The organism is Arthrobacter sp. JCM 19049 (assembly GCF_001310435.1).
The window spans coordinates 1-2,005 of the sequence record NZ_BAXF01000401.1; the positions used below are offsets into that span (position 1 = coordinate 1).

1 protein-coding gene and 1 pseudogene are annotated in these 2,005 nt (G+C 69.2%); both read right to left on the reverse strand.

The window, feature by feature from the left end:
• Positions 1-1,108, reverse strand: a pseudogene (gene trpB, locus JCM19049_RS12680) (tryptophan synthase subunit beta); the annotation flags it as partial.
• 144 nt (positions 1,109-1,252) lie between these two features.
• On the reverse strand, positions 1,253-2,005 hold a 753-nt coding region (gene trpC / locus JCM19049_RS12685; RefSeq protein ID WP_054821769.1), incomplete at its 5' end, for an indole-3-glycerol phosphate synthase TrpC.

Here is a 2,005-nt window from a genome sequence, read left to right on the forward strand (position 1 = left end):
ACCTTGATGGTCCCGGCCAGCGCGTGCGAGGACTCGATCGCCGGCAGGATCCCCTCGGTGCGGCACAGCAGGCGGAACGCGTCCATCGCCTCGGTGTCGGTGATCGGCTCGTAGCTGACCCGACCGATGTCGGCCAGGTGCGCGTGCTCCGGGCCCACGCCCGGGTAGTCCAGCCCGGCGGAGATCGAGTGCGATTCGATGGTCTGCCCGTCGTCGTCCTGCATCAGGTAGCTCTTGGCCCCGTGCAGCACCCCGGGCTTGCCCAGGGTGATCGTCGCGGCGTGGCGGTCGGTGTCCACCCCGTCCCCGCCGGCCTCAAACCGTAGAGCTCCACCTCGGCGTCGTCCAGGAAGCCGTGGAAGATGCCGATCGCGTTGGAACCCCCGCCGATGCAGGCGGTCACCGCGTCGGGCAGGCGTCCGGCCTGGGCCAGGATCTGCTCACGCGCCTCCTCGCCGATGACCTCGTGGAAGTAGCGCACCATGGCCGGGAACGGGTGCCCGCCGGCGGCGGTGCCCAGCAGGTAGTGGGTGTTCTCCACGTTCGCCACCCAGTCGCGCAGCGCCTCGTTGATGGCGTCCTTCAGGGTCTGGCTGCCCACGGTCACCGGGATCACGGTGGCGCCCAGCAGCTCCATGCGCGCCACGTTCAGCGCCTGGCGCCGGGTGTCCTCCGCGCCCATGTAGACCACGCACTCCATGCCCATCAGGGCGGCAGCGGTGGCGGAGGCGACCCCGTGCTGGCCGGCGCCGGTTTCGGCGATGATCCGGGTCTTGCCCATCCGCTTGGCCAGCAGCGCCTGGCCGAGCACGTTGTTGATCTTGTGGCTGCCGGTGTGGTTCAGGTCCTCGCGCTTGAGGAAGATCCGCGCCCCGCCGCAGGCCTTGTGCCCGAAGCGCTTAGCCTCGGTGAGCAGCGAGGGGCGCCCGGAGTAGTTCTTGTTCAGGTCCTTGACCTCTGCGATGAACGCCGGATCGTGCTTGGCCTGCTCGAAGGTGGCGGCCAGCTCATCCATGGCGGCCATGAGGGACTCGGGCATCCATCGCCCGCCGTAGGCCCCGAAGTATGGTCCGCTGGCGTGCTTCAACGAGCCGTCGGAAGTGCTCATTGTTCCCTCTTTCCCTCGCAATGTTGGCAGGTGCCCCGCGGCGCTTCTCGCCGGGCGGGGGCACCACCGTGGATCGTTCGGATCGTGCGGCGTGCGGCGTGCGCCGCTGGCCGTCAACTGTTGATTCTCTTTAACTGTGGCCGTTCACCGGCGGTTTGCGTAGTTTGTTGCGTCAGTTGTCCTGGCCGCGTGCGGCTTCGCCGCGGTGCCGGCCCGGATGAATTCGGCGACCGTTTCCCGCGGGGCGGCGTGCTTCACCAGTGCCTCGCCGACCAGGATCGCATCGGCGCCCGCGGCCGCGTACTGTGCCACCTGCTCGGTGGATTCCACACCGGATTCGGCGATCACCACGGCCTCGCGCGGCAGCAGCGGGGCCAGCTTGGCGAAGGTGGCAGGATCCACGTCCAGGGTCTTCAGGTTGCGCACGTTCACCCCGATGATCTTCGCGCCAGCGGCGACCGCACGCTGGATCTCCTCGGCGGTGTGGGTTTCGACCAGGGCGTGCATGCCCAGCTGTTCGGTCAGCGCCAGGAAGCGGCGCAGTGTCGCGTCGTCCAGGGCGGCGACGATCAGCAGCACTAGGTCGGCCCCGTGGGCGCGGGCCTCGTAGATCTGGTACTCGTCGACCGTGAAGTCCTTGCGCAGCACCGGGATGTCCACGGCCTGGCGCACCGCGTCCAGGTCCTGCAGCGAACCGTTGAAGCGGCGCTGCTCGGTGAGCACGGAAATCACCGAGGCACCGCCGGCGGCGTATTCGGCGGCCAGGGTGGCCGGCTCCGGGATCTCGGCCAGCGCCCCCTTGGACGGGGAACGGCGCTTGACCTCGCTGATCACCCGCAAGGTGGTGTCCCGGGCGGACTGGTCGGTGTTTCCGCCCAGCGCAGCATAGGCGTCGCG